Source organism: Sphingobacterium sp. FBM7-1 (assembly GCF_020687765.1).
Taxonomy (GTDB): Bacteria; Bacteroidota; Bacteroidia; order Sphingobacteriales; family Sphingobacteriaceae; genus Sphingobacterium.
The window spans coordinates 39,132-64,167 of the sequence record NZ_JAJEWJ010000005.1; the positions used below are offsets into that span (position 1 = coordinate 39,132).

Here is a 25,036-nt window from a genome sequence, read left to right on the forward strand (position 1 = left end):
TATCATTTATTGAAAAAAGGGAATGTGGATTTCGTTTGATTTTCTTTCTTTACCTTTGTATTGTTGTTTAGTCAAACTAAAGAAGCTAAATAGAGAGAACTAATGAAAGCGATTTTTGAAAGGGATTTGGAAGCGAAAGGTTATATCGATGAACCGATCGACCCTACCATAGATATTGTAACTGAAATTCAAAGGCTTAAAAAAGAAAAGAATGCTGTTATTTTAGCGCATTATTATCAAGACGCAGAGATTCAAGATATCGCGGATTATATTGGCGATAGTTTAGGCCTGTCCCAGCAAGCCGCTAAGACAGATGCCGACGTGATTGTTTTTGCAGGGGTACATTTCATGGCTGAAACAGCCAAAATTTTATCACCATCAAAAAAGGTTTTATTACCGGATTTGAAAGCTGGATGCTCATTGTCTGACAGTTGTCCGCCCCATTTGTTTGCTAAATTTAAAGAGCAATACCCCGATCATTTGGTTATTACCTATGTCAATTGTACAGCAGAATTAAAAGCTTTATCTGATATAGTCTGTACATCGAGCAATGCGGTACAGATTGTAGAAAGTTTACCAAAAGATCAAAAAATTATTTTTGGTCCTGACCGAAATTTAGGAGAATATGTACAGAAGAAAACCGGACGTGACTTGGTGTTATGGAACGGAGCCTGCATGGTGCATGAGATATTTTCGCAAGATAAAATAGCTGATTTAAGAGCACAGTTTCCCGAAGCAAAATTTATAGCGCATCCTGAGTGTGAAGATCATATTCTAGCGGAAGCCGACTATATCGGGTCTACTTCGGGTATGTTGAAGTTCACAATCGAAGATCGTGCTCAGCAGTATATCGTGGCTACAGAGTCAGGAATTTTATACCAGATGCAGAAGGCCAGTCCGGAGAAGACTTTTATTCCGGCGCCGCCAAATAATATATGCGCGTGTAACGATTGTCCACATATGAAGCTTAACACCTTAGAAAAGCTCTATAATTGTTTGTATTATGAACTGCCGGAAGTGGACTTGCCGTTGGATGTGGTAGAACGTGCTAGAAAACCTATTGAAAGAATGTTGGAAATATCAGAAAGGCTCGGCTTATAATGTTTGATAACAAAGATAAAACGGAAATAAATGAATTAGGGGAGTTTGGTTTAATCGAATACCTTACGAAGGCGGTAGAACTTACTCAATCCACTACCCTAAAAGGAATCGGAGATGATGCGGCGGTATTGGATTTTTCTAACAAGAAAACGTTGATATCTACCGATCTCTTGCTCGAAGGAATACATTTCGACCTGCGATATGTACCTTTAAAACATTTGGGATATAAAGCTGTGCAGGTAAATTTAAGCGACATTTATGCCATGAATGGTAAGGCATCTCAGATTACGTTTTCCATTGGGCTCTCGTCTAAGTTTCCGTTGGAGGCGGTGGAAGAAATATATGAAGGAGCACTCATAGCTTGTAAAAAATACGAGGTAGATCTTATCGGTGGTGATACCTCGGCTTCAGCACAAGGTCTAGTTATCTCGGTTACCAGTATCGGGTATGGGGAAGCAGACGCGATCGCCTATCGGTCAGGTGCAAAGGAAGGTGACCTACTTTGTGTGAGTGGCGATTTAGGTGGTGCTTATGTAGGACTACAGCTTTTAGAACGCGAGAAACAAATTTTTCTAGAGAACCCGCAGATTCAGCCAGATTTAGAAGGAAAAGACTATATCGTAGAACGCCAATTGAAGCCCGAAGCCCGGAAAGATCTAATCCAACTATTCGAAACATATGGTATACAACCTCACGCTATGATTGACGTTTCAGACGGCTTAGCCTCAGAAATATTGCACATTTGTAAAGCATCACAGGTAGGGTGTAAATTATATGAGGATAAAATTCCCATTGATCCCATGACTTATGATACCGCTAGGGAATTTGGTTTAGATCCAACTGTATGTGCCTTAAATGGAGGCGAAGACTATGAATTGTTATTTACTGTCCCACAAGATGCGTATGATAAAGTAAAAAATCAGTTGGATATTACGATTATCGGCTACATAACGGAAGAAGCTGCTGGTTGTGAGATGATTTCCAAATCAGGAAATGTTCATCCCATTACAGCACAGGGTTGGAATGCCTTTAAAAAATAATTCAATGAATTAAGCGACATATTCCGCTTCATAGCGGTTTTCTACTTTTTTTCCGACAGAAAAGTTATTGAATCCGAGACCAATTTCTATTTCCAATAAGCGTTGTTGGAGCATCTCCAGAATAGCTAAGAAATTGAAGACCAATTGGACTTTATTTTCAGAATTTTTTATTATTTGTTGGAAATCAAGCTTTTTATTCATTTCCAGTAACTGTGTAATAGCAACTTTTTGTTGCTCAATAGTATAAGGAAATTTTACAACCGTATGGACAGTTTTCTGGATACGATGCGTAAAATTGAACATTAACTTCTCGTAAACCATCAAAAGCTTGTATAAATCGAAAGAAGAAAGTTCTTCTTCCGTTGTATTGGTATACCTCGCTTTTTTATTATCGTTATTTATATTTCCGCGTGGATGTAATTGCGCTCGTTTTTCCTCTAATAGGCGCAACTCTTCACATATTTCCTTGAATTGTTTGTAAAGAATAAGTTTTTGCGTAAGTTCTTTTTTAAGGTCTATTTCGTGTTCCGAATCATCCAAATTGGGGCGAGGCAAAAGCATTTTAGCTTTAATACGCATTAAGGTTGAGGCTACAAATATAAACTCGCTGGCTAGCTCTATATTCAGGGATTGCATTTTCTGTATATAATCTAGAAAGTCATCCGTTATTTTAGAGATAGGGATGTCATGGATATTTAGTTCATCCCGTTCTATAAAGAAAAGCAATAGATCAAAAGGACCTTCAAATTGCGCTAGTTTGATTTCGTAACCTGTCGTCTCCATATCTAGTTCAAAAATAACAAATGTGAGGTAAAGCAGCTTCTTATTTTATCCACAATTAGGTTTCTATCAACGGTTTTTTTCTTTTCTTTTTTTCTTAACAAAAAAAGGAACAATGCAAGGCCGTTATACGCCGCATAACCGCGAAGCGTTATTGATCGCCTTTATTTACTCATTTGTACTATCCCCCTTAACTTTTAATGCCGCCTTCGGACATTTGAAGTTTGTAGAAATTCTTTTTCTTTGCACTATACATTATTTCAAATATCCGAAGCGAGGAATTTTTGATTCTTTTTGCGATCACAAAGAACAGGAATAAACATTTATTTGCTTTCATTGTTCTGTAGTTTAGGGAATAAGTTATTAAGTTTGTAACTTATTTATATAATTTAGAACATGCAAGTAGAGGCAGGTCCACTATTACAACAAATAAATTTTCCATCTGATTTAAGAAAGCTGAAACCTAGCGAATTGGAGGAAGTTTGCAAGGAATTGAGGCAATATATTGTCGATATTGTTTCCGAGAATGGTGGGCATTTTGCAGCGAGTTTGGGAGTAGTAGAGCTTACGGTTGCGTTGCATTATGTATTAAATACACCGTATGATCAAGTTATTTTTGACGTAGGTCATCAGGCCTACGGACACAAGATTCTCACAGGAAGAAAAGATACTTTTCACACCAACCGGATTATTGGCGGTTTGTCGGGTTTTCCCAAAAGAAGCGAGAGTGAATACGATGCGTTTGGTGTAGGGCATTCTTCTACTTCGATTTCTGCTGCTTTGGGGATGGCTGTCGCTTCAGAATATAAGGGAGAAAAGGATAGACAGCATGTTGCGGTCATCGGTGATGGCGCATTAACGGGTGGAATGGCTTTCGAAGCGTTAAATCATGCGGGAATTGAAAAGTCAAACCTCTTGGTTATACTTAATGACAATTGTATGTCGATCGATCCTAACGTGGGAGCGATGAAAGAATACTTAACCAATATAACAACCTCTCGAAGTTACAATAGATTTAGGGACGATTTGATTGCTGTTTTAGCTAAGATTTCGAAAAATGGACCAGATGCTTACGGATGGGCAAAAAAATTAGAGCAAGGAATTAAGGGTACCTTGTTAAAGAATGCTAATTTATTTGAATCGTTGAATTTTCGTTATTTCGGACCAGTAGACGGACATGATGTGACGAAGTTGGTAAAAACGATGGAAGATCTTAAACGTATTCCTGGGCCTAAACTATTGCATGTTGTGACCGTTAAGGGAAAGGGATACGCCTTAGCAGAAAAAGACCAGACCAAATGGCATGCACCTGGTTTGTTTGATAAGATTACCGGAGAGATAAAAAAATCGATCAGCGATCAGCCTAAGCCTCCGAAGTATCAAGATGTTTTCGGACATACCCTCGTAGAGTTGGCCGAAGTCAATGATAAAATTATGGGTATTACCCCCGCTATGCCTTCGGGATCATCCATGAATATCATGATGAAAGCAATGCCCAATCGCGCATTTGACGTAGGGATAGCCGAACAGCATGCGGTTACCTTTAGTGCCGGGTTAGCAACCCAAGGGATAATCCCCTTCTGTAATATTTACTCTTCATTTATGCAGCGGGCTTATGATCAAGTAATTCATGATGTTGCACTTCAGAACTTAAATGTAGTTTTCTGTTTGGATCGCGCAGGCTTGGTAGGAGCGGACGGGCCAACACATCATGGTGCCTACGATATCGCCTACATGCGCTGCATTCCGAACTTAACCGTCTCCGCGCCCATGAACGAAGAGGAACTTCGAAACCTGATGTATACAGCACAATTACCAGACGCCGGGCCATTCGTGATTCGCTATCCAAGAGGTAACGGGGTTATGGTGGATTGGAGGCGTCCGTTTACTAAAGTAGAAATTGGTAAAGGACGAAGATTACAGGATGGAGAAGAAGTTGCCATTCTCAGTTTTGGAGCTATCGGAAACGAAGCGGTGAAAGCGGTACAACTATTGAATGAAGAAGGGATACATCCCGCACATTATGATTTACGTTTTGCGAAGCCACTGGATGGGCAACTCCTGCATGAAGTGTTTAAAAAATTTAAAAAAGTGATAACCCTGGAGGATGGCAGTATAATCGGTGGAGTAGGGTCTGCTGTTTTAGAATTTATGAAAGATCAAGGTTATGAGGCTACCGTCGTCCGCTTAGGAATACCCGATGAAGTGGTCGAACATGGAGAACAAACAGAGCTGTGGAAAATATGTGAATACGATGCCTTATCGATTGTTAGCCGAGTAAAAAAACTGACCGCGGGAATAAAAACCGATACCATGGTATCCTAGGGGGAAACCACAAATTTTTACTATATTTATAAAATAAAAAAAAGAATAGTTTTCCACACTGAAATTATTTAGGGTTATTTTTGAAGCAAAAAAGCTATCGTAAGTACTTTTAAATAGTTCATGTTGAAAAATTATTTTGCACACCATTTTAACATAAGAAAACACTATTATTTTATGTTAAAAACCTAACTGTAAACGAGTTATCTTTTTTTTAAGATTTTAGTTTTTTTGATCGTTTTTTTTTGTCATCTTCGTCTAAGGCGAAAGTTTTAAACAATTTTTTGTCAAATATTGGTTTTCAAGTTATTAACAATTTAGGAATGGAAAAAACGTGTACGAGTGTTTGGAATAGCTGTCTTCAGATTATCAAAGACAATATCCCTGCGCAAAGTTTCAAGACTTGGTTTGAACCTGTTAAAGCAGTGGGTTTAAATGGTAACGTTTTAACTATTCAGGTACCCTCGGTATTTTTTTACGAATGGCTGGAAGAACATTACGTAGGTATCCTTCGTAAAACGATAAAAAAGTTCTTGGGCGAGCAGGGTCGTTTAGAGTATAATATTATCGTCGATAAGTCGTCGGCGAATACCCCCTATACCACCAATATTCCTTCGAATGGAAATGGGGCGGAGGGTAAAAAGCAATCTATTCCGGTGCCGGTTGCATTGAATAAGAATATTAAAAACCCGTTTGTTATTCCGGGTCTAAAGAAACTTCAAGTTGACCCGCAGTTAAATGCGAATTATACATTTGAAAATTTTATTGAAGGAGAATGTAATCGTTTAGCCCGTTCGGCCGGTTTTGCCGTGGCGAATAAACCGGGAGGAACTTCTTTCAATCCCTTGATGCTATACGGTGACGTAGGTTTAGGCAAAACACATTTGGCACAAGCAATAGGCAATGAGGTGAAAAAGAATCTGCCGGATAAGCTGGTGATCTATGTATCTTGCGAAAAATTTTGTCAGCAATTCGTAGACTCCTTAAAGAACAATACCATAAACGATTTTGTAAATTTTTATCAGGCGATGGATGTAATTATTATGGATGACGTCCATAATTTTGCCGGGAAAGAAAAGACACAAGATATTTTCTTTCATATTTTCAATCACCTACATCAGTCTGGTAAGCAGATTATCTTGACCTCGGACAAAGCACCTAAAGATCTTTCTGGTTTAGAAGAGCGTTTATTAAGTCGTTTTAAATGGGGATTGTCTGCAGATATCCAGATACCTGATTTAGAAACACGCATGGCCATCTTGAAAAAGAAAATGTATTCTGACGGCATAGAACTACCCGAAAATGTTGTCGAATTTGTGGCAACCCAGATCGATAATAGCGTTCGGGAATTGGAAGGAGCCATGGTATCCCTTCTTGCTCAATCTACCCTAAACAAAAAGGAGATTGATCTAAACTTGGCAAAATCCATGCTGAAAAATTTTGTAAAAAATACTCACAAAGAGATTTCGATGGAGTATATACAAAAGCTCGTATGTGAGTATTTTGAGGTGCCGGTAGAGATGGTAAAATCAAAGGTTAGAAAGCGAGAGATCGTACAAGCCCGTCAAATTTCCATGTATTTAGCAAAGAATCATACGAAGTCATCCTTAAAATCTATTGGAAACTTTTTTGGAGGTCGCGATCACTCTACCGTAATCTATGCTTGCCAAACCGTGGAAGATCTTATTGAAACAGATAAAAAATTTAAAACATATGTACAGGATATCCAGAAAAAGCTGAAATCCTCCTAGAGATAGTTCATTATCATTTAAGTTTAATTTTATAAAAAATGCGAAGCCATCATCGGCTTCGCATTTTTTATGATTGTTTTTAAAGCTTATTGACCCATAGGATCAGTTGGCTGTCCAAGTGGAGTACCCTGTCCTGGATCTGTCGTTTGTCCAGGATCAATAGGATCTGTCGTTCCAGTTGGTTGGGTGGGTTGTTGATCCGATTGCGTTGGTGTGATTACCGGTGTAGCCGGTGCCGTCGTTTCCTCTTTCGGACGTTCAGCGATTAAGCTGTCATACAAAGACTTCTGTTCGTCAGAAAGTTTATCTTTGATTTGCGCATCGGTTGTCTCTTGTAATCTCGTTTTTGCATCTTTCAAAGCTTCTGGTGACTGTGAAGCGTCCGCTTTTAGCGCTTCTTTAGCTTTTACATGTTCGAGTACAATATCATGTACAGCAGTTTGCTGCTCCGCTGTTAATGTCAATTTTTCGGTTAGTTTTTCCACTTTTTCTTTCGCTTTGTCTTCTGGATTTCCACTCTGCGCAAACGTTAAAGAGGCTGCAAACAATAAGCTGATTCCCGTTAAAAATAGTTTTTTCATGACTGAATATTTTAATTGTTATACCATTATTAATTTATTTACGGTTATATAACTCCTTGAGAGTGTGATTTGTTGTTTGTTATGTATCGAAAGTGTTACAATTTAACATTTATTAACTACGTTCCCGTATAAATACAAACCGGATACCGTGCTAACCCTCACAGCGTTACGTATAAAAATGCTACTTTTTAAGGTTTTAGGAATGGTTAAAATCCCTGAAGCGATGAAATATTAACAAGCGAATGCACGTTTAACGATACGATCAAAAGCAGGAGCTTGATCGTATAAAAAAACTTGTTCAATAGGAAGAAAATAAAGCGGATGTTTCTCTACAAAGGAAGGAGGAAGTCTTTGCATATCCTTTTCCGTCGTAATAATAATTTTTTCAGACGTATCGATATCTGCGAATGTTTGACTTATTTTCTGAAGATCTGTAGGCGAAAAGGAATGATGGTCCCGATAAGCTAAATGAATGATTTCTTTAAATTGCGGCTGCAAATAGTCGAGCAGAGGCTGGGGTTTAGCAATACCAGTTACGACCAAAGCTATACGATCCATCCCAGTTTTATTTTCCAGCAACGATCCATCTACTCGTTGTAGCTGCTGATAGTGTATTTTCGTATAGAAAATAGGTGCCGAGGTATATTTACGCAAACGCTCCGATAGTGTGCTTTTTATCGATACAGGTAGTTCATCTGGACATTTGGTTATCACAACGACATCCGCGCGTTTGCTTCCCCGCAGCGGTTCTCTGAAATTTCCAGTAGGTAAGGGAAGGATCGGATGCTGCATAGATTCGTAATCCAGCAGCAAAATAGAAAAGCGGGGTTTAAGCTTGCGGTGCTGATAAGCATCATCTAAAAGCACGGCATCAACTTCGTCTTGGATGTTATGAATAGCCCATACGCGGTCTTCACAGACCGTTACCATCGAATCCGGAAACTTACGCTTAATCTGGAGGGGTTCATCTCCGACAAGTTTAGCCGTATCGTCCGTTTCTACATAGCGGAATCCTACAGTCTTCCTTCCGTATCCTCTGCTCAGTACCGCTACCTTTAAGTAAGGTTTCATGAGCTGCAGCACATATTCTGTCATCGGGCTTTTTCCTGTGCCACCTACGGATAGGTTACCGATAACCACTACTGGCAAATTAAAAGAAGTGCTTTTGAAAAGACCACTATCATAAGCCCAGTTTCGGAACCGTACCACCAAAGCATATAAGATGGAAAACGGAAAAAGTAACCACCGAAAGAACCGTACCATTATTTGACAACAATTTTTAATCCGATATCGGTGATATTCCGTATGGGATTTTCGTGCATATGTTGCGCTATTTCAAAAACATAAACGCCCGTATCGGGAAAAATATAATTCTTCTGTAACAGAAGCCTATTTTCATACAGATTACCCGCCGTTTTGCCGGTCCAGCGCCCATCCGGCGTAGCAAGATTTAGTTTCTGCTTATAAGAGCTTGTTGGAATTCCCGGGCCTTGCTGACTGAAAATAAAAAATAAATTTTCAAAATCGTATTCGCCTGTATGTCGGATATACATCCAGACATCATAGGGCCTGCTATTTTCCGTTACATGTACATGAAACATTTGTTTCTCCGTACGATGCCACTGTCTGTTTTCAACGGATTTGTAAACATCGTAAAAAGGTTCATTGACACAGGCCACCAGAAAAAATAGCAGACTAAATATCGCAATCCTTTTGCATCGTTTCATAAAATAGCGCATTCTCCATTAGAAAAGCTTTTAGCTATTGCTTGTCGTTATTTGGTGTTCTATTACCTCTATTTCTATTTTTATTGCGATTGAACCTTTTTTTAGGCTTTTGCTCGCCGGAATTTTCACTCGCTACGGACCGTACCTTTTTCTCTTCCGGTTCTATTTTTTTCAATTCCGCAATTTTACCGGTACTTGCCCCCGGCTCTCTTTTTTGCTTAGGCTTCTTTTTTCTCCGCTTCTTATTCTTCTCATCTAGTCGCGTCAACGAATCTTGTCCTACTACATTCTCATAATCGTACGACACGGGTTTCTCAATTTCTTCTACAGGTTCTTGGTGAATTTTTAGGTCTTGAGATTTGCGGCCAGACTTATTCATGTCCGCGTATTCACGTACCTGAGATACCTCCAGCGGAATCCAACTTTCCGCACCTGGATAAGCATACCACATAATTTTTTTGAAGATGTCGGTCTTCTGCAGATAAGCCGTCCCAGCCTCGGTATCCAGCCGATCCACGTTATTCGGAATATCTTTAAGCGCATCCATATAACTGTCGAGTTCGTAATTGAGGCAGCATTTTAATTTGCCACATTGCCCCGCCAGTTTTAGGGTATTCAAAGAAAGGTTTTGGTATCGCGCTGCTGCGGTAGAAACCGTTTTAAAGTCTGTCAACCAGGTAGAGCAGCAGAGCTCCCGACCACAGGAGCCTAAACCTCCCAGTCTGCTAGCTTCCTGGCGCATACCAATCTGCCGCATTTCGATACGGATTCGGAACGATTCTGCCATACGTTTGATCAGCTCCCGGAAATCAACCCGTCCTTCAGCCGTATAATAGAACGTTGCTTTGGTTTTGTCGCCCTGATAGTCCACATCCGAAATTTTCATGGATAAGCCCAGATCGAGCGCAAGCTTTCTTGCTTTATGCATGGTTTCCCATTCCAGATCCTTTGCCGCATTAAACTTCTGTACATCGGCTTCCGTCGGTTTTCGGTATATTTTCTTGCTAACCGTTTCTGCTTTTACGTTATTTTTTTTTAACTGTAAACGCACCAATTCCCCCGTTAAGGATACATGTCCGACATCATATCCACCTGTTGAAGGCTCCACAACGACCATTTCGCCCATCTCTAAGTAGAGGTTGTCCGTGTTGATGTAGAAGTCCTTACGCGACCCTTTAAATCGCACTTCTACAATATTGAATGGTTTATAGTTTGCTGGCAGATCCATGTCGGAAAGCCAGTCGTATACATCTAATTTATTACATCCGCTGGTCATGCAAGAGCCGTTGTTTTGACAGCCTGCAGGTGTTTTTCCGGTAGAACCACTACCACAACCACCACCGGATGAGCAATTGCCACATCCCATATTCTTTCCTTTTATATATTGAGTCCCTCGCGGGAACGTTTCTGGAACACCTAAAACCCATATCTCTGCGTTACTTAAAAAAGTTAAAATCCTCATTTACGAAAGTAAACTCCGGGTCTAACTTTTTTAAAGGCCTTGATCTATGGAGTTTTTAGATATTTCCATTTGATATTTAAATATTAAAACTAATTGCAAAGATAAATCTAAAAATAAAATTTTAGGGTTAGCATTGCGCTCTACCTTATAATGTGTTTTTTCCAGTAAGCCGATCGCGGCTTCCAATTGTTCACTTTTAAAATTATCGCCGAATTTCTGAGTAAAATCTAGTTCATCTCCCTTTAAAAGCACTAATTGGGAAAGTCCCGTCTGTATCAATAACACCTGGCGGAATACATTAATGGTGTAAAGTAAAAAATTTTTTTGGTTTTCCCGTCCTAACTTCGGAAAATCCTCCTCACAGAAGCGGATAATATTTAGCCCAGAATCGGTCACGACGAATCGTAACCAGTTGATAAGTAGCTCAAAGTAAGGATGCGTTTCCTCTTCGAGCAGATTGATCGCCGTTTGCATATTTCCATCGGCTATAAAGGCAATTTCATTTGCCCGATCTTCCGGTACCGACTTTTCACTTACTAGAAACTGCCTGACATCATCCGAAGAAAATTTCGGTATTTTGACCAGTTGCGTACGGGATATGATGGTGTTCAATATCCTGTCTTGATTTTCTGATACGAGCAAAAACAAGGTTTTTTCAGGGGGCTCTTCGATCAGTTTTAGGAGAGCATTTCCCTGCGTCTGCAGGTATTCCGGAAGCCACATGATTAGTACCTTATATTCCGCCTCGAAGGCTTTCAAACTTAGTTTTTTGATAATATCGTGGGCTTCAGCGATATTGATGTTTGCCTGCTTGTTACCTGCTTCCAACTGATGGCGCCAATAATCCAGACCCATATAAGGGTTAGTCAGAAAAGCTGTCCGCCAGATATCCAAATACGTGGTAGCCACATCTTTTTCTCCACTCGCAAAAAAAGGATATGAAAAATGCAGATCCGGATGAATCAATTTTTCATATTTTCGGCAGGAGCTACAGCTGCCGCAGCTATCGTTATCCGAAGGTTGTGTACAATTGATATATTGCGCATAGGCAACCGCCACAGCCAAGCCGCCGGAACCCTCCTTACCGAGAAACAACTGGGCATGACTTACCCGGTTGTCTTTTACGGTTTGTACCAAATGCGTTTTTATCGCGTGATGACCTATAATATCCTTAAACTGCATGTCTATATAACCAGACAAAGGTACTAATTAATTAATTTGCGATAAGAATTAACCCATCTTCCGGTACAAAATATAGATTCTTTTGTGTAATATTGCATATAAAAATCTATAAAATTCAGGAAATGAGATTTATTGTATCCACTTCAATTTTATTAAAACAACTACAATCAATTAGCGGCGCTTCGAGCAGCAGTACCGTGTTACCTATTCTCGAAAACTTCTTGTTTGAAATTAAAGATAATTTGTTGACGATTTCGGCAACCGATTTACAAACGAGTATGGTGACTTCCTTGCAGATAGAAGCGAAGGAAGAAGGACGTGTAGCCATGCCTTCCAAGATATTGATCGAGACGTTAAAAACCCTTCCTGATCAGCCAGTAGCATTTTCTGTGGATACCAATACCTTGGCTATAGAGATTAGTGCGGGTGATGGTAAATATAAGTTAAGTGGAGAGAATGCCGACGATTTTCCAAAGATTCCGGTAGTGGAAAATGTTTCTACCGTGGCGCTGGAAGCATCGATCCTTTCGGAGGCAATTAACAAGACGCTTTTTGCGGTGAGCAACGATGAATTACGCCCGGCGATGTCCGGTGTGTTGGTACAGCTGGCAGAACAGAATATTACGTTTGTTTCTACAGATGCTCATAAATTGGTTCGCTATCGCCGCACCGATGTGCGGTCGGAAAAACCGACCTCGTTTATTTTGCCTAAAAAAGCGCTAACGCTTTTAAAATCTTCGCTCCCGACCGATGACGCGACCGTTTCTATTGAATACAACAATACCAATGCATTTTTTCAGTTTGGAAACATCCATTTAATATGTCGCCTTATTGATGAGCGCTATCCCGATTACGAAGCTGTTATTCCGCAGGTCAACCCGAATAAATTGACGGTAGATCGGTTGTTATTTTTAAATACACTACGTCGGGTAGTCATCTTCGCTAACAAGACAACACATCAGGTGAGGTTAAAGATCTCTGGAAGTGAGCTCCACATTTCGGCAGAAGATTTAGATTTTTCCAATGAAGCACATGAACGTTTGAATTGTCAATTTGAAGGCGATGACATGGAAATTGGTTTTAACGCCAAATTCTTAGTAGAAATGTTGAGCAACCTAAGCTCCAGTGAAGTGGTTATCGAAATGAGTACACCGAATAGAGCCGGATTATTGATTCCAGCGGTAAAAGAAGACAGCGAAGATATTTTGATGTTGGTGATGCCCGTTATGTTGAATAATATCTAAACCATCCGTTTTGGAAGTAGTATATTCGTTAATAGACTTTATTCTCCATATTGATCAACATCTTGTGGAGATCGTGAATGATTACCAGATGTGGACGTACCTTATCCTGTTCCTTATTATATTTATTGAAACAGGCGTGGTGGTTATGCCCTTTTTACCGGGCGATTCCCTTTTGTTTGCGGCAGGGATGTTAGCTGCACAACCCAACGACCTTAACGTATGGATCTTGATCGCCCTTCTTTTGGTTGCGGCGATCGCCGGAGACTCCATGAACTATTCGATCGGGAGACGCTTTGGGATGCAGATAACAAAGTTCAAACTATTTGGAAAACGCGTTGTAAAAGACGAGCAGATCGAAAAAACGCATTCCTTTTATGAAAAATACGGAAGCAAAACGATTGTTATTGCCCGCTTTGTACCTATCGTACGGACGCTGGCCCCTTTTGTGGGAGGCATCGGCAGAATGCACTATGGCACGTTTTTAACCTACAATGTTGTCGGCGGTTTTGTATGGGTGGTGGGCATTACCTTGGCCGGCTATTTTTTAGGTAATATCCCGCTTATACGTGATAACTTTTCGACAGTGGTATTACTGATCATTTTTCTATCCATCCTTCCTATTATTTTTGAGGTGGTTAAAGAAAAAATAGCGAGTAGAAAAGCAGTATAAACATATGATAAAATCAATGACAGGATACGGTATAGGCAGCCATGAAAATGGAAAAGTCAAATATACCGTCGAATTGAAATCCCTCAACTCCAAGTTTCTTGAGCTCAGTTTACGTTTACCGAAGGTTGTCTCAGACCGAGAACTTACATTGCGCACGGAAGCCAGCAAATTGATTGAGCGGGGCAAGGTAAACATCTCGGTGTCCGTTGAATATGCTGACCAAACGGCGAAAGCTTCGACGATTAATGCTGCACTCTTAAAGCAATATTACGCACAATTACAAGAAATAGCACAGGATGTGGGGGAAACCAATGCTTCCCTGTTTGAAATGGCACTCGGCATGCCGGAGGTTGTAAGCGTAAACGAAGATGCGGTAGATGAAGAAGAGGGAAAAGTGTTGATGGAAGCTTTTTATACTGCAATAACACATTTTACCAAGTTTCGGGAGGATGAAGGCGAAGTTCTGAAAAAAGATCTGGAAAGCCGTGTGCATTTAATTCTCTCCTACCTGTCGCAAGTGGAAGAAGTAGAAGGAAGCCGCATTCCGTTAATACGAGAGCGTTTGAGCCATTATTTGGATGAAGCTGTCGGTAAAGAGCATGTGGATATGAACCGTTTTGAGCAGGAGATTATTTATTATATCGATAAATTGGATATTACGGAAGAAAAAGTCCGTTTGAAAAGCCACTGCAACTACTTTATACAAGCGTTAAACGCCAGTGATTCCAACGGAAAAAAATTAGGCTTTATTTCGCAGGAGATGGGTCGGGAAATTAATACCTTAGGATCTAAAGCAAATGATGCGCATATCCAGCAGATTGTCGTGCGGATGAAAGAAGAATTGGAAAAGGTAAAGGAACAGTTACTTAATGTCTTATAAAATGAGTGGAAAACTGATCATATTCTCCGCTCCATCGGGCGCCGGTAAAACCACCATTGTTAAACGCCTTTTAGCAGATCATGGCGATAAGATTGCTTTCTCTATTTCGGCCAGTACGCGAGAAGCCCGTGCGGGAGAGATTGATGGAAAAGACTACTATTTTATTTCCAAGGAGGATTTTCTACATAAAATAGCTAAACACGAATTTATAGAATTTGAAGAAGTATATGCCGGGACCTTTTATGGCACCCTACGAAAAGAGGTTGAGCGTATCTGGTCACTGGGTAAGTCGGTGATCTTCGACATTGATGTTGTCGGCGGACTGCGCCTAAAATCTAAATTTCCAGACGAAGCCTTGGCCATATTCGTTAATCCACCTTCACTGGAGGTGTTGAAAGAACGTCTGCGGGGCCGGGGGACCGATGCCGAAGAGAAGTTGCAAGAGCGTTTTGCGAAGGCAGAACTGGAACTGAGCTATGCAGATAAGTTTGATGTCGTACTAAATAACTTCGATCTGGAAACCGCCTGTAAAGAAGCAGAAGCACTGGTGTTGGATTTTTTGACTAAATAATGGCAAATAAAAAGGTTGGTTTATTCTTTGGTTCGTTCAATCCCATCCATATCGGGCACCTGATTATTGCGAACTACATGGCCAACTATACCGATCTTGATGAGGTTTGGTTCGTTGTTTCACCTCAAAACCCATTTAAAGACAAGAAGAGCCTCGGTAATATGTATGATCGACTCGAAATGGTCAACTTGGCCATTGAAGGCGCAGAGAAATTACGTGCTTCGGATATCGAATTCTCCTTATCGCAGCCATCCTACACCATTGATACCTTGATCCATTTGGCAGAAAAATATCCTACAAGAGATTTTTCCTTAATCATGGGAGAAGATAATCTATCGGGTTTCCATAAGTGGAAAAATGCTGATATTCTCCTTCGGGATTACCATATTATCGTTTATCCTAGACCTGGCTATGACGGCGGCAAACTTAAGACCCATCCATCGGTTACCCTGACAGAAACCCCTGTGATGGAGCTATCTTCTACCTTTGTTCGTCAAGCAGTAAAAGCTGGAAAAAACATCCAATTTTATGTACCGGATAAGGTTATTGAGTTTATCGATAAAAAAGGGCTTTATCTGCGTTGATAAAACCCCTTGGGTTAATTTATACCACATAACTTGATACAATATCACTATAATTTGGTTTCGGGTTGATCCCGATATAGGTAACACGGAATTCATATTCCTCAAACCTATCTAACTCCTCCAGCAAACAAGTCGATTTGGAGCAGAGTTGTACCGACCAAGCTGTTTCGGCACCTTTTTTACGAAACTCAAACTGGTACATGCGGGCACCTTGCCAACGATCTACCTTTAATTTAATTCTTGACGATCCGACCTCTTGCGTTTTAGCGATAAGGCGTGTAGCTTTGGGTATGAACCCGGCATACGATTCCGGATCTTTGGAAGGAACGAAGCCTGCCGCCAGAATAATGGTATCATCTTTTTGTGCTACGGTATCGACATACTTCGATAGTTCGCGAAGTTGGTAAACGAGCGCTTTTCGCTTTGCTTTCCGGATTTTTACCGCCCGCGTGTCTCGGTAAGCCGCTTCGGTGGCCGACAGACGGAATGCCGCCAGTGCGGTTTCAACAACGCCTAGTGCCGGTACCGGATCAGGAAACAAAGCTTCATTCGCTTCCATTTTGGTGATGATCTGTTCTACATATTGCATCATTGCGTCATCGCTTAATAGATGTGATTGTGTTGTTGGTCTTTTCATGATTTTCAAAATTTAAATGGTAAACAGTTGTTTTTTTAATTGCTGCAACGATACAAACATAAGACATTGGTTTGACGCGGATGGGGAAAAATCCTGCCAAAAATAGGGGTACCCCGAAAAACTTTTGGCAGGATTTTACCCTATGAGAGGTGTTTGAAACGCGTTCTTTTTAAGATAAAAACAATGTTTAAAGGCCTTTGAAGGTGGTTTTTTTACTCCCGTGAGGGGATAAAAGTCTAAATAAGAAACGGACAAGTTTTTTGCAAACTTGTACAACAATGCAAAATTATGGTAAGCGTTTTTATAAAAAGCGTGTAACACCCTAAAAAATTCGTGCAAGGATTTTATGTGATGGAAAGATGCCGGAGCATTATCGTACGATTGTAGCGGAAAATACAGCAAGCGTATAACAATCGTCGTCGATGCGGAGATATTGTTGTCGTTATATAGAAAAAAGTACGACAAACATTTTGTATAAGTAGACCATGCTACGATGACGTTGCCTTAAGGCAGGGAAAAAGCGTGTAGTTAGTTTTAGTTCGTGTCCGTCTTTGAGCGGATTCGGTGATAAAATGGGAGAAGATGCCACGAACATTTCGTGTAGTTGCATGGCCTAGGTATGCCATGGTAATAAGATAGTAAGAAATGGTGCGAATATTTTACCTTGTCGCACCATTTCTCCTTTTCTTAGGTAAAGAACTTATCTCCCCATCCAACCGCCGTCGACGGTTAGGATAGTACCATGCACGTAATCAGAAGCTTTGGAAGCGAGGAATACGGCAGGACCTTTAAAGTCTTCCGGTTCTCCCCAGCGCCCGGCAGGGATGCGCCCCAAGATAGACGCGGAACGCTCTGGATCATCGCGTAGCGCCTCCGTATTATCCGTAGCGATATAACCCGGAGCAATGGCATTCACGTTTACGCCTTTTGATGCCCATTCGTTGGCAAAAGCTTTGGTCAATGAACCGATCGCCCCTTTGGATGCCGCATAACCCGGTACGGTGATACCGCCCTGGAATGTTAACAAGGATGCGGTAAAGACAATTTTTCCCGATCCACGAGCTATCATCTCTTTCCCAAGTTCACGGGTCAGTACAAATTGTGCGTTTTGGTTGATCTCAATGATCTGATCCCAATATTCATCTGGATGTTCCGCAGCGGGTTTACGCAAGATGTTGCCGGCATTATTAAACAAGATATCAATAACTGGATGATCTTTTTTTACCTGCTCAATGAATTGGTAAAGTGAATCCCGGTTTGCGAAGTCACATTGATACGCATAGAACTTGCGCCCGAGGGCTTCTACGGACTGAGCAACTTTAGAATTTTCTAATTCCAGCGATGCGGAGACGCCGATAATATCGGCGCCAGCTTCCGCTAGTGCTTCTGCTAATGCTTTTCCGATTCCGCGTTTGCAACCCGTAACTAGGGCTACTTTTCCGGATAAATCAAATGTATTTAAAACAGACATATTCTTTTATTTTCAGGGTTGTAATCTATTTCAAATCCGTTATCGCACATTTGTCCATGTCGTCGTAATCCAAGTTTTCACCCGCCATACCCCAAATAAAGGTGTAATTGCTCGTTCCGGCACCCGAGTGGATTGACCAAGGTGGCGAGATTACCGCTTGCTCGTTTTTCATCCAAATATGACGTGTTTCATCCGTTGGGCCCATAAAATGGGAAACTGCTTGGTCTTCTGGTAAATCAAAATAGAAATACACTTCCATACGGCGATCATGCGTGTGGGACGGCATGGTATTCCAAACCGATCCTGGTTTCAATTCGGTCATTCCCATCTGCAATTGACAGGTGTCCAATACTTTATGAAGCAACATTTGGTTGATAACGCGGTGGTTTGCCGTTTCCATCGAACCTAATTCAATTTTATTTGCTTCCGCTTTCGTCACGCGTTTGGTTGGATAGCTCTGATGTGCGGGTGTAGAGTTCAAGTAAAACTTCGCTGGGTTTCCAGCATCATTACTGCTAAAAAAGATCTCTTTTGCTCCTTTTCCTACGTATAGGGCTTCCTTGTGATCGATTTCATAGACGGTTCCGTCCACTTCAATCTTTCCCGCTCCGCCTACGTTGATTACACCAAGTTCGCGGCGTGAAAGAAAATAAGGTTCCTTTAAAAGCTCATCTATCGTTTCTAGCTGTAAGGGTCCGTCCACAGGCATTGCGCCACCGGCCATGTAACGGTCATAGTGACTATATACAAAATGGATTTTATTTGGCGCGAAAACGGTTTCGATCAGAAAGTTCTCACGAAGTCCTTTGGTATCCAATGATTTCGTTTCATTGGGCCCAATCGCATATCGACTCTCGAAAATGGTGTGGTTTGCCATAATATTTGATATTGATTAAACTGATAATTGTCCTAAGATAGCATTTAAAGCGCATGTAAAAGTCGGTATCTTCGGAAACGTTTACATGTTCAAATAAGACTATTATGCTTTCCGTATATTTCTTGCACAGGTATCGCGTTAGGACGCTAGGGTGCTAGGGCTAGATTAGATTAACGTGTCTCGCACCTGTACTTTTGTCCAATATTTGCTGTATTGTTCCGCGGCGGCTATATGCGCAGGATGCGTTTCGTATGTATTGATATCGTCCATATTCTGGAACGTAACGAGCAGATTGTATTGGAAGGAATTATCTACTACAGGACGTGGATTAGTGGGTGCCGGCTTCCCGTATTGCAAGGTCTGCACGCCCGGAACTTTGCGGAGCTCTTCGAAAAAATTTAAAAAGTCTTGTTCTTCTTCTTCGGAAATATCTTCTTTTAACCAGAAATGCACACTGTGTAGGATCGTTCCGGTAGCAAAAGCACCAGATTTAGCCGTTTCTTTGTTTTCAACAGGCGTACAGGAGGCCAACAAGGTTCCCGTTACACCGGCTGCTGTAACGGATTTTAAAAAATTTCTTCTTTCCATAGTTATAGTTTTCGGAAAATTACGAATTTATATTCTTTTATCCATACGTTTAAAGTTCATCTCCACAGAAATAGACGAGATAATACGCTACAACGTGTACTTCGGTTCATGAATTCCTGTTGGTCGATTTTTGGTTCTTTTTTGGGTAAAAAAGAACATAAACCCTAAATTCGCTATATGGCAAAAAAGAAACCGACGATTTTGGTCGTCAACGATGACGGTATTACCGCCCCGGGTATCAAGGTATTGCTCGAAGAAATGCAACAGCTTGGTGAGGTGGTCGTGGTCGCTCCAGATAGCCCGCAATCAGGGATGGGGCATGCTATTACCATTGGCAAGCCGCTCCGCTTAGATAAAATCGACTTGTATGAGGGAGTAGAAATGTATAAATGTTCAGGCACGCCGGTAGACTGCGTCAAGCTTGCCGTAAACAAAATTTTTAAAGGTAAAAAGCCAGACTTATGCGTGTCGGGTATTAACCACGGACTGAATTATTCGATCAACGTGCTGTATTCCGGGACAATGTCTGCTGCGGTAGAGGGGGCCATCGAAGATATTCCGTCGATCGGATTCTCGTTGGATGATTTTTCTCATCACGCCGATTTTTCACATTGCCGCCCCTATTTACGGGCTATAGCGCAGCAAGTGTTGGATAATGGCTTGCAGAAAGCGACGTTGCTGAATGTTAATTTTCCCCATATCAGCAAAGAGATAAAGGGTATAAAGATATGTAGACAGGCAACGGCCAAGTGGTTTGAAGAATTTGATGAGCGCGAGGATCCGTATGGTAGAGAATATTTTTGGATGACGGGGAAATTTCAGTTGCTGGACCGTGGAGAGGATACCGACGCGTATGCACTGAGTAACGGATACGTTTCCATTGTGCCGACGCAGTTTGATATGACCGCACACCATACCATTACAGAATTGAATTCTTGGAATTTTGACGCGCAATGAAGAACAACATCTGGATAGGGATGGCTATCGGCCTTATTTTCCCACTGCTTGCCTACCTGCTGACGACGTATACCACTATGTCCGATAGGATGTTCGCTACTAAGCCCTTTCTGCTATATATTGTGGCAGGGGCGATTAACCTCGTGCTCATACGACTGTTTTACCGGAAGACGACCTCGCTGGAAAAATCGGCGAAAGGCGTGATGCTGGTAACTTTCCTCGGCATGTTGGTGTTTTTGTATTTCCATAAAATGAATATTTAAGATAATGAAACTTACGCTGGGTTTTTCCCCTTGTCCGAACGATACCTTTATTTTTGACGCCTTGATCCATCGTAAAATTGACACCGGTGGAATAGCGTTTGATGTCCAATATCGCGATGTGGAAACGCTCAACGAAAAAGCATTTCGAGGCGAGCTGGATATCACCAAATTGAGCTATCACGCATTTGCATATGCGGTTAACGATTACGAATTATTGGATGCCGGTAGTGCGCTGGGGAGGGGAGTAGGGCCTTTATTAATTGCGAAAGACCCGGAACTTGCCCGAGAGCTACAGGAACTGCTAGCGACAGCGGGCAAACCGACGGATCGCGAAAAGAATTTGAAAATCGGTATTCCGGGAAAGTATACGACGGCTAATTTTTTACTGGGTCTGGCCTTTCCGGCCTTGCAGCATAAGGTCGCCTTGGTTTTCTCGGATATTGAACAGGCATTACTGGACGGTGTTATTGATCTTGGCTTGATTATCCACGAAAATAGGTTTACCTACGAAGCGAAAGGGCTATACAAGGTGGTCGATCTAGGTGATTTCTGGGAGCAGACGACGAACAGTCCCATACCCTTGGGAGGGATTGTAATTAAACGAGGATTGGACGAGCAACTTAAACTAACTGTCAACCGCTTAATACGGGAAAGTGTACAGTTTGCCTTCGCCCATCCGAAATCGGGACTGGATTATATCCGTTCGTATGCACAGGAGATGGAAGAAGAGGTCATGTACAAACACATCGATCTTTACGTGAATAGGTATTCCGAGCACCTGGGAACCGAAGGACGCCGCGCTATTCAGGAAATGTTTGATCAGGCACGGGCACGGCAACTTATTCCGCCGACGGATAAGCGACTTTTCCTAACCGCTTGATTCGGACACAGGTGCGGTTTGTCCTTGGTTACAAAAAAATAAACTGGAATCCTGTTAGTTATCACATGTAATAATTAAATTTGCCCGGTTAGTGCCAAAATGTCTGCAAAATAGTATTGGATTCATTATTGCACGCGGTATACGGAGATAAGAAAATATTATGTTAAAATTTTTAAGTAAGTTATTTGGCAGTAAGTCCGAACGAGATATAAAGTCTATTCAGCATCTTGTCGATAAGATAAAAGTCGAGTACGAAAAATTATCCGCGTTAAGCCACGATGAGCTGCGGGTGAAAACAACCGATTTTAAGAACCGAATCAAAGCATATTTAGCGGATATAGACGAAGAAATAGCCTCTTTAAAAGCAGAAGCCGATCAGGATGATGTGGAGATGGGGACTAAAACCGAACTTTACGAAAAAGTCGATAAACTAGCGAAGGATCGGGATAAAAAACTCGAAGAGGTACTATTGGAAATCCTACCCGAAGCTTTCGCAGTGGTAAAAGATACAGCACGCCGTTTAACAGAAAATAAAGAGATTGAAGTTACGGCTACCGATTTCGACCGAGAATTGGCGGCACGTAAACCAAATGTGGTGGTGGAAGGTGACAAAGCGATTTGGAAAAACTCTTGGATGGCAGCTGGCACGGAAGTTACCTGGAATATGGTGCATTACGATGTACAGCTTATTGGAGGTATTGTTTTGCATGAAGGTAAGATTGCCGAGATGTCCACGGGTGAGGGTAAGACTTTAGTGGGTACTCTGCCGACCTACTTAAATGCGCTATCGGGACAAGGCGTACATATTGTGACGGTCAACGATTACCTCGCACGCCGTGACTCGGAATGGAATGGTCCTTTGTTTGAGTTCCACGGATTGAGTGTAGATTGTATCGACAAACATCAGCCAAATTCGCCGCAACGTAAAAAAGCATATCTTTCGGATATTGTATACGGTACAAATAACGAGTTTGGTTTTGATTATTTGCGGGATAATATGACGCAGACACCCGATTCTATGGTGCAGCGCAAATTGCATTTTGCCATGATCGATGAGGTTGACTCCGTTTTGATTGATGACGCGCGGACGCCGCTAATTATCTCTGGACCTATCCCACGTGGTGACCAACATGAGTTTTACCAGCTCAAACCACGTATCGAACGTTTGGTGAGTGCGCAAAAAGCCTATGTAAATACGGTTTTTAACGAAGCGAAAAAAGCCATTGCAAATGGCGATACGGACGTAGAAGGTGGAGGCATGGCTTTGTTACGTGCGTATCGGGGTTTGCCGAAAAATAAGGCTTTGATAAAATTCTTATCTGAAGGTAACCACCGGCAGCTGTTGCAAAAAGTGGAAAACCACTATATGGCGGAACAGAGCCGTAACATGCCCAAGGTGGATGCCGAACTGTTTTTTGTGATCGATGAAAAAAACAACCAGGTAGAACTGAGCGAAAAAGGGATCGAATTAATTACCGCTTCGGGCGAGGATCCTAATTTCTTTATTATGCCGGATGTGGGCTCCGAAATCGCCGATATCGAGAATCTAGAGATATCCTTAGAAGAAAAAGCACAGAAAAAAGAAGAGTTACTACGGGATTACGCCATCAAATCCGAGCGTATCCATTCGATAAATCAATTGCTTAAAGCGTATACCTTATTTGAAATTGACGATCAGTATATTGTTGATGAAGGTAAGGTGAAGATTGTGGACGAACAAACGGGTCGTATCATGGAGGGACGCCGTTATTCGGATGGTCTACACCAGGCGATTGAAGCCAAGGAAAATGTGAAGGTAGAGGATGCCACGCAAACGTATGCAACCATTACTTTACAGAATTATTTCCGGATGTACCATAAGCTGTCTGGAATGACGGGTACGGCCTCTACAGAAGCGGGAGAACTTTGGCAGATTTATAAGTTGGACGTGGTGGAAATCCCCACCAATAGGCCGATCCAACGGGATGATCGCCAGGATTTGATTTACCGCACTGCGAGAGAGAAATATAATGCCGTAGCGCAAGAAATTCAGGTGCTGACCGAGGCGGGAAGACCGGTACTTGTGGGTACTACTTCGGTAGAAATTTCAGAATTGCTTAGCCGGATGTTGAAATTGCGCGGGATCAAGCATAATGTATTGAATGCGAAACTTCACCAAAAAGAAGCGGATATCGTTGCGGAAGCGGGCCGGCCGGGGCAGGTAACAATTGCTACCAACATGGCAGGACGGGGTACGGATATTAAGCTGACAGAAGAAGTTATCCAGGCTGGAGGTTTAGCAATTATCGGTACGGAGAGACATGAGTCGCGCCGGGTTGACCGTCAGTTACGCGGACGGGCGGGCCGTCAGGGAGATCCAGGATCGTCCCAGTTCTTTGTGTCTTTGGAAGATAACCTCATGCGTTTGTTTGCCTCCGAAAGGATTTCCAACATCATGGTGAAAATGGGTGTGGAAGAAGGGGAAGTGATGCAGCATAGTATGCTGACAAAATCGATCGAAAGAGCACAACGCAAAGTAGAGGAGAATAACTTTGGTATTCGTAAACGCTTGCTGGAATACGATGATGTGATGAACTCCCAGCGTACCGTGATTTATACCAAGCGAAAAAACGCCTTGTTTGGGGAGCGTTTGGACGTGGATCTGAATAATACGATCTACGACGTGGTGGAAGATATTGTATCGGAAGCGAAAGAGGGTGGAACGTACGAAGAGTTCCAAATTGAGGTGATTCGTCTGTTTGCCGTTAATCCGGAAATTACCGAAGAGGAGTTTGCACAAAGCGGCTTGGCTATCTTAACGGATAAACTCTTTGAGCAGGTGCTTACGCACTATCAGCATAAGTCAAAACATATAGCAGAGCAAACACTTCCGGTGTTAACGAACGTGCTGGCAGAACGTGGAGCGATGATAGAAAATGTTGTTATACCGTTCACAGATGGTATTCGTGGCATACAAGTTGCGACGAATCTGCAAAAAGCAGTAGCGTCCGAGGGGAAAGATGTCTTTAGATCGTTTGAAAAAGGCATTGTTTTAGCGTTGATCGACGAGGCTTGGAAAGAGCATCTCCGGGAAATGGATGATCTAAAGCAATCGGTACAGAATGCGGTATACGAACAAAAGGACCCGATTATTATTTATAAAATGGAAGCCTATAATCTTTTCAAAAGCATGTTGGCTTCGATGAACAAGGAGATTGTAAGTTTCTTATTTAAAGGAGAAATACCGGGACAGCAACAGGAACCACAAAACGTTCGCGAGGCACGTCCGGTACAACAGCAGCCTGCACAGGTTAAAGCAACTAAAGCGGAACTGTCCTCTCCAACGGGCGTTTCACAGGAAGATCAGGATACGCGCGAACAGCAGGTGACACAACCGATACGCAAAGCACAAACGGCAGGCAGAAACGACGAATGCCCCTGCGGGTCAGGAAAAAAATATAAAAACTGTCACGGAAAAAACAGTTAAAA

Annotated in this window: 23 protein-coding genes; 13 read left to right on the forward strand and 10 right to left on the reverse strand. The window is 41.8% G+C overall.

Annotated features, from left to right (window positions below):
• Nucleotides 1–102 precede the first annotated feature (102 nt).
• Together nadA and thiL are read left to right on the forward strand one after the other, a co-directional pair.
• Nucleotides 103–1,101 (forward strand): quinolinate synthase NadA, encoded by a 999-nt coding sequence (gene nadA, locus LKO28_RS10055; protein WP_227694674.1) that lies wholly within the window; start codon nt 103–105, stop codon nt 1,099–1,101.
• Nucleotides 1,101–2,141 (forward strand): thiamine-phosphate kinase, encoded by a 1,041-nt coding sequence (gene thiL / locus LKO28_RS10060; RefSeq protein WP_227694675.1) that lies wholly within the window; start codon nt 1,101–1,103, stop codon nt 2,139–2,141. The genes nadA and thiL overlap by 1 nt, the downstream gene beginning before the upstream one ends.
• Nucleotides 2,142–2,150: 9 nt before the next feature.
• Here thiL and LKO28_RS10065 read toward each other — a convergent pair whose 3' ends face one another.
• The gene (locus tag LKO28_RS10065; RefSeq protein ID WP_227694676.1) at nt 2,151–2,924 is read right to left on the reverse strand and encodes a segregation and condensation protein A; all 774 of its coding nucleotides are present in this window, start codon (nt 2,922–2,924) and stop codon (nt 2,151–2,153) included.
• A gap of 393 nt (nt 2,925–3,317) precedes the next feature.
• Between LKO28_RS10065 and dxs the strand changes: the two genes are divergently transcribed.
• Both dxs and dnaA read left to right on the forward strand, forming a co-directional pair.
• Entirely contained in the window at nt 3,318–5,246 is a 1,929-nt protein-coding gene (gene dxs / locus LKO28_RS10070; RefSeq protein ID WP_227694677.1) for a 1-deoxy-D-xylulose-5-phosphate synthase, read from the forward strand.
• A 320-nt stretch (nt 5,247–5,566) separates the two neighbouring features.
• Nucleotides 5,567–6,994 (forward strand): chromosomal replication initiator protein DnaA, encoded by a 1,428-nt coding sequence (gene dnaA, locus LKO28_RS10075; RefSeq protein WP_227694678.1) that lies wholly within the window; start codon nt 5,567–5,569, stop codon nt 6,992–6,994.
• An 86-nt stretch (nt 6,995–7,080) separates the two neighbouring features.
• Here dnaA and LKO28_RS10080 read toward each other — a convergent pair whose 3' ends face one another.
• The 5 genes from LKO28_RS10080 to LKO28_RS10100 all read right to left on the reverse strand — a co-directional run bounded on the left by LKO28_RS10080 (nt 7,081) and on the right by LKO28_RS10100 (nt 11,946).
• Entirely contained in the window at nt 7,081–7,575 is a 495-nt protein-coding gene (locus LKO28_RS10080; protein ID WP_227694679.1) for a Spy/CpxP family protein refolding chaperone, read from the reverse strand.
• A gap of 231 nt (nt 7,576–7,806) precedes the next feature.
• Complete coding sequence (gene lpxK, locus LKO28_RS10085; RefSeq protein ID WP_227694680.1) at nt 7,807–8,838, reverse strand: tetraacyldisaccharide 4'-kinase; 1,032 nt, start codon at nt 8,836–8,838, stop codon at nt 7,807–7,809.
• Nucleotides 8,838–9,302 carry a gliding motility lipoprotein GldH gene (locus LKO28_RS10090; RefSeq protein ID WP_227694681.1) on the reverse strand — a complete coding sequence of 155 codons (465 nt, stop codon included), beginning with the start codon at nt 9,300–9,302 and terminating at the stop codon, nt 8,838–8,840. Before LKO28_RS10090 ends, lpxK begins: the two co-directional genes overlap by 1 nt.
• A 34-nt stretch (nt 9,303–9,336) precedes the next feature.
• Nucleotides 9,337–10,668 carry a stage 0 sporulation family protein gene (locus LKO28_RS10095; protein WP_227694925.1) on the reverse strand — a complete coding sequence of 444 codons (1,332 nt, stop codon included), beginning with the start codon at nt 10,666–10,668 and terminating at the stop codon, nt 9,337–9,339.
• A 126-nt stretch (nt 10,669–10,794) separates the two neighbouring features.
• Nucleotides 10,795–11,946, reverse strand: coding sequence for an ATP-binding protein (locus LKO28_RS10100; protein WP_227694682.1), 1,152 nt, complete (start codon nt 11,944–11,946; stop codon nt 10,795–10,797).
• Between the two features lie 122 nt (nt 11,947–12,068).
• On the opposite strand from LKO28_RS10100, the gene dnaN reads away from it, so the two are divergent.
• From dnaN to nadD, 5 genes are read left to right on the forward strand one after another with little or no spacing between them, the layout of a single operon-like run.
• Entirely contained in the window at nt 12,069–13,190 is a 1,122-nt protein-coding gene (dnaN, locus tag LKO28_RS10105) for a DNA polymerase III subunit beta (protein ID WP_227694683.1), read from the forward strand.
• Between the two features lie 10 nt (nt 13,191–13,200).
• Nucleotides 13,201–13,860, forward strand: a complete 660-nt coding sequence (locus LKO28_RS10110; RefSeq protein ID WP_227694684.1) for a DedA family protein — start codon at nt 13,201–13,203, stop codon at nt 13,858–13,860.
• Between the two features lie 4 nt (nt 13,861–13,864).
• Entirely contained in the window at nt 13,865–14,740 is an 876-nt protein-coding gene (locus tag LKO28_RS10115) for a YicC/YloC family endoribonuclease (RefSeq protein ID WP_227694685.1), read from the forward strand.
• A 1-nt stretch (nt 14,741) separates the two neighbouring features.
• Nucleotides 14,742–15,311, forward strand: a complete 570-nt coding sequence (gmk, locus tag LKO28_RS10120; protein WP_227694686.1) for a guanylate kinase — start codon at nt 14,742–14,744, stop codon at nt 15,309–15,311.
• On the forward strand, nt 15,311–15,895 hold the full coding sequence (gene nadD / locus LKO28_RS10125) for a nicotinate (nicotinamide) nucleotide adenylyltransferase (RefSeq protein ID WP_227694687.1): 585 nt from the start codon (nt 15,311–15,313) through the stop codon (nt 15,893–15,895). The genes gmk and nadD overlap by 1 nt, the downstream gene beginning before the upstream one ends.
• Before the next feature lie 19 nt (nt 15,896–15,914).
• Here nadD and LKO28_RS10130 read toward each other — a convergent pair whose 3' ends face one another.
• From LKO28_RS10130 to LKO28_RS10145, 4 genes are all read right to left on the reverse strand, one after another.
• On the reverse strand, nt 15,915–16,532 hold the full coding sequence (locus LKO28_RS10130) for a hypothetical protein (protein WP_227694688.1): 618 nt from the start codon (nt 16,530–16,532) through the stop codon (nt 15,915–15,917).
• Nucleotides 16,533–17,232: 700 nt separating this feature from the next.
• Nucleotides 17,233–18,003, reverse strand: a complete 771-nt coding sequence (locus LKO28_RS10135; RefSeq protein WP_227694690.1) for an SDR family oxidoreductase — start codon at nt 18,001–18,003, stop codon at nt 17,233–17,235.
• 25 nt (nt 18,004–18,028) lie between these two features.
• On the reverse strand, nt 18,029–18,880 hold the full coding sequence (gene kduI, locus LKO28_RS10140) for a 5-dehydro-4-deoxy-D-glucuronate isomerase (protein WP_227694692.1): 852 nt from the start codon (nt 18,878–18,880) through the stop codon (nt 18,029–18,031).
• Between the two features lie 165 nt (nt 18,881–19,045).
• Nucleotides 19,046–19,468, reverse strand: a complete 423-nt coding sequence (locus LKO28_RS10145) for a Dabb family protein (RefSeq protein WP_227694693.1) — start codon at nt 19,466–19,468, stop codon at nt 19,046–19,048.
• Between the two features lie 177 nt (nt 19,469–19,645).
• Here LKO28_RS10145 and surE point away from each other — a divergent pair, with 177 nt between their 5' ends.
• The 4 genes from surE (at nt 19,646) to secA (ending at nt 25,034) form a co-directional block, all read left to right on the forward strand.
• Nucleotides 19,646–20,425: a 5'/3'-nucleotidase SurE gene (gene surE / locus LKO28_RS10150; RefSeq protein ID WP_227694694.1), complete on the forward strand. Its 780-nt coding sequence runs from the start codon at nt 19,646–19,648 to the stop codon at nt 20,423–20,425.
• Complete coding sequence (locus LKO28_RS10155) at nt 20,422–20,688, forward strand: hypothetical protein (protein WP_227694696.1); 267 nt, start codon at nt 20,422–20,424, stop codon at nt 20,686–20,688. Before surE ends, LKO28_RS10155 begins: the two co-directional genes overlap by 4 nt.
• Nucleotides 20,689–20,692: 4 nt before the next feature.
• Entirely contained in the window at nt 20,693–21,568 is an 876-nt protein-coding gene (locus LKO28_RS10160) for a menaquinone biosynthesis family protein (RefSeq protein WP_227694698.1), read from the forward strand.
• 160 nt (nt 21,569–21,728) lie between these two features.
• Nucleotides 21,729–25,034 (forward strand): preprotein translocase subunit SecA, encoded by a 3,306-nt coding sequence (secA, locus tag LKO28_RS10165; protein ID WP_227694699.1) that lies wholly within the window; start codon nt 21,729–21,731, stop codon nt 25,032–25,034.
• Nucleotides 25,035–25,036: the final 2 nt, after the last annotated feature.

Excerpts from the sequence above, each read along its gene's own strand:
- surE (WP_227694694.1), top strand. The coding sequence starts at position 19,646 with ATGGCAAAAAAGAAACCGACGATTTTGGTCGTCAACGATGACGGTATT.
- dxs (WP_227694677.1), top strand. The coding sequence starts at position 3,318 with ATGCAAGTAGAGGCAGGTCCACTATTACAACAAATAAATTTTCCATCT.
- lpxK (WP_227694680.1), bottom strand. The coding sequence starts at position 8,838 with ATGGTACGGTTCTTTCGGTGGTTACTTTTTCCGTTTTCCATCTTATAT.
- LKO28_RS10155 (WP_227694696.1), top strand. The coding sequence starts at position 20,422 with ATGAAGAACAACATCTGGATAGGGATGGCTATCGGCCTTATTTTCCCA.
- gmk (WP_227694686.1), top strand. The coding sequence starts at position 14,742 with ATGAGTGGAAAACTGATCATATTCTCCGCTCCATCGGGCGCCGGTAAA.
- LKO28_RS10080 (WP_227694679.1), bottom strand. The coding sequence starts at position 7,575 with ATGAAAAAACTATTTTTAACGGGAATCAGCTTATTGTTTGCAGCCTCT.
- LKO28_RS10160 (WP_227694698.1), top strand. The coding sequence starts at position 20,693 with ATGAAACTTACGCTGGGTTTTTCCCCTTGTCCGAACGATACCTTTATT.
- LKO28_RS10145 (WP_227694693.1), bottom strand. The coding sequence starts at position 19,468 with ATGGAAAGAAGAAATTTTTTAAAATCCGTTACAGCAGCCGGTGTAACG.
- LKO28_RS10115 (WP_227694685.1), top strand. The coding sequence starts at position 13,865 with ATGATAAAATCAATGACAGGATACGGTATAGGCAGCCATGAAAATGGA.
- LKO28_RS10090 (WP_227694681.1), bottom strand. The coding sequence starts at position 9,302 with ATGAAACGATGCAAAAGGATTGCGATATTTAGTCTGCTATTTTTTCTG.
- kduI (WP_227694692.1), bottom strand. The coding sequence starts at position 18,880 with ATGGCAAACCACACCATTTTCGAGAGTCGATATGCGATTGGGCCCAAT.
- thiL (WP_227694675.1), top strand. The coding sequence starts at position 1,101 with ATGTTTGATAACAAAGATAAAACGGAAATAAATGAATTAGGGGAGTTT.
- LKO28_RS10100 (WP_227694682.1), bottom strand. The coding sequence starts at position 11,946 with ATGCAGTTTAAGGATATTATAGGTCATCACGCGATAAAAACGCATTTG.
- dnaA (WP_227694678.1), top strand. The coding sequence starts at position 5,567 with ATGGAAAAAACGTGTACGAGTGTTTGGAATAGCTGTCTTCAGATTATC.
- dnaN (WP_227694683.1), top strand. The coding sequence starts at position 12,069 with ATGAGATTTATTGTATCCACTTCAATTTTATTAAAACAACTACAATCA.
- secA (WP_227694699.1), top strand. The coding sequence starts at position 21,729 with ATGTTAAAATTTTTAAGTAAGTTATTTGGCAGTAAGTCCGAACGAGAT.
- nadD (WP_227694687.1), top strand. The coding sequence starts at position 15,311 with ATGGCAAATAAAAAGGTTGGTTTATTCTTTGGTTCGTTCAATCCCATC.
- LKO28_RS10095 (WP_227694925.1), bottom strand. The coding sequence starts at position 10,668 with ATGGGATGTGGCAATTGCTCATCCGGTGGTGGTTGTGGTAGTGGTTCT.
- LKO28_RS10135 (WP_227694690.1), bottom strand. The coding sequence starts at position 18,003 with ATGTCTGTTTTAAATACATTTGATTTATCCGGAAAAGTAGCCCTAGTT.
- LKO28_RS10130 (WP_227694688.1), bottom strand. The coding sequence starts at position 16,532 with ATGAAAAGACCAACAACACAATCACATCTATTAAGCGATGACGCAATG.
- nadA (WP_227694674.1), top strand. The coding sequence starts at position 103 with ATGAAAGCGATTTTTGAAAGGGATTTGGAAGCGAAAGGTTATATCGAT.
- LKO28_RS10065 (WP_227694676.1), bottom strand. The coding sequence starts at position 2,924 with ATGGAGACGACAGGTTACGAAATCAAACTAGCGCAATTTGAAGGTCCT.